This is a genomic window from Rhodococcus sp. (in: high G+C Gram-positive bacteria) (assembly GCF_049286785.1).
In the GTDB taxonomy this organism is placed as follows: Bacteria; Actinomycetota; Actinomycetes; order Mycobacteriales; family Mycobacteriaceae; genus Rhodococcus_F.
On the sequence record NZ_JBAQEO010000246.1, the window covers coordinates 1 to 1,753 of the forward strand.

Sequence of the window (1,753 nt, forward strand, 5' to 3'; positions counted from 1 at the left end):
CGGCGACGTACACCCCGTTCGAGGGGATCGTGCTCGCCGACACGTTCCAGATCACCGAGGACGGCGACAGCCTCGACGCGGTCATGTTCCCCCAGAACAACGATCGCATCGTCCGTCAGCTCGCCACCCCCATCAACGTCGTCGTCGGCAATCCCCCTTACTCGGTCGGGCAGACCAGCGCGAACGACCTCAACGCCAACATCGCCTACCCGACCTTGGACAGACGTATCGAGAAGACCTTTGCCAGGCGCTCGACAGCGGGACTGAAGCGCAACCTGTACGACTCCTACGTTCGAGCGTTCCGGTGGGCCACCGACCGCATCGGCAACGCCGGTGTGGTCGCGTTCGTCTCCAACGGCGGCTGGATCGAAGCGAACAGCTGCGACGGCATCCGCCTCTCACTCGCGGACGAATACTCCCGCATCTACGTCTACAACCTCCGCGGCAACACGCGGACATCGGGGGAACAAGCCCGCAAGGAAGGCGGCCAGACATTTGGGTCCGGCAGCCGGGCAACGATCGCGATCCTCATCGGTGTCAAGAATCCCGCCCACACCGACGCCTGCGAGATCTTCTACCGCGACATCGGCGACTACCTCACCCGAGAGGACAAACTCCGCATCATCGATGACGGCGCCCTCGACACCATCGACTGGCAAACCATTACTCCGAACACGCACGGGGACTGGACCAGCCAACGCAACGACGATTTCGAAACCTGGCCAGCGATCGGCGACAAGAACGCCAGCAAGGACCAGGTTACGGTCTTCTCCACCTTTTCGGCGGGGCTGCAAACAAACCGCGACACCTGGGTGTCCAATTCTTCGCGTGCCAAGCTCACCGCGAACGTGCGCCAACTGATCGACAACTACAACACCCAGCACGCACCCTTCGCCGCCTACTGCCGCGCTGCCGGTGCTACCCGCCCGAACGAAGCCACCGTCACTGGGTACCTCACAACGAACCCACATGCTGCACAAGCGGACTTCATCAAATGGTCTCGGAGCCTCCGCACGCATCTTGCCCGTAAAACACAGATCGCACACCGCTCTGATGGACATGTTGTGGGCCTCTACCGGCCGTTCAGCAAGCAGCACACCTACTTCGACGGCCACCTGAACCACGAGCGATCACAGCTTCCGTCTATCTTTCCGACCGCACACCATTCGAACTTGGGGATTGTGCTAACTGCGCCAGCCTCGCACTTCGAATTCACACCGTTTATAACGGACCTGCTACCGAACCTGCACCTGCTCGACACCGGCCAGTTCTTCCCCCGCTGGACTTACGTCAAGGCTGAATCCGTCGACGGAGAACTCAATTTCGCATCCACCGACGATGCCGAGGTCGACGAGTACGGCTACCGCCGTGTCGACAACATCACCGACGGCGTACTCGCGCTCTACAGTGGCGCGATAGGCGACCAGGTCACCAAGGACGACATCTTTTACTACATCTACGGCCTGCTCCACGATCCCGCGTACCGCGAAACGTACGCGGCTGACCTAAAGAAAATGCTGCCCCACATCTCAACTCCCGAGACGCGAGAGCGGTTCGAGCAGCTCGCCACCGCCGGCCGCAGCCTTGCCGACCTGCACGTGAACTACGAGACTGTCGCACCGTACGAAGTCGACGTGCAGCTCAAGCCTGGAGCGGACTCGGGTGACCGCGAGACGTGGCGGGTGTCGAAGATGAAGTGGGGCAAGAAGAAGGACCCGGCGACCGGGAAAAACGCGGACGACCGCACCACCAT

The 1,753-nt window shown here is 61.4% G+C and carries 1 protein-coding gene; it reads left to right on the forward strand.

Features of this window, described 5'->3' with window-relative positions; all coding sequences use genetic code 11:
- Positions 1–1,753: type ISP restriction/modification enzyme (locus WAW17_RS10145; protein WP_422332856.1), on the forward strand; the 1,753-nt coding region annotated here is incomplete at both ends.